Origin of the sequence: Blautia sp. TM10-2 (assembly GCF_003480845.1) — a bacterium.
Taxonomy (GTDB): domain Bacteria; phylum Bacillota; class Clostridia; order Lachnospirales; family Lachnospiraceae; genus Fusicatenibacter; species Fusicatenibacter saccharivorans.
The window spans coordinates 308-513 of record NZ_QUJZ01000034.1 but is presented as its reverse complement, the minus strand read 5'-3'; positions in this window follow the sequence as shown (position 1 = coordinate 513).

The following is a 206-nucleotide window of genomic DNA, read 5'->3' as shown; positions in this document are numbered from 1 at the left end:
TTTGTGTTCTCTGCTTTAAAAGCAATTGATTGAATAATCTTTCGATTATCTCTCTGGTTTGATAACATCACATGCTCTCACACATGATGCCTCGGATGTCTTTTCCTATCTCTAACGTTTTAACGTTTTCAATATAGATTGTATATGCGGTTTTCAAGGTACATCTTGCTGACTGATTTGTTTCATCAGTCATTAGAACTTAAAAG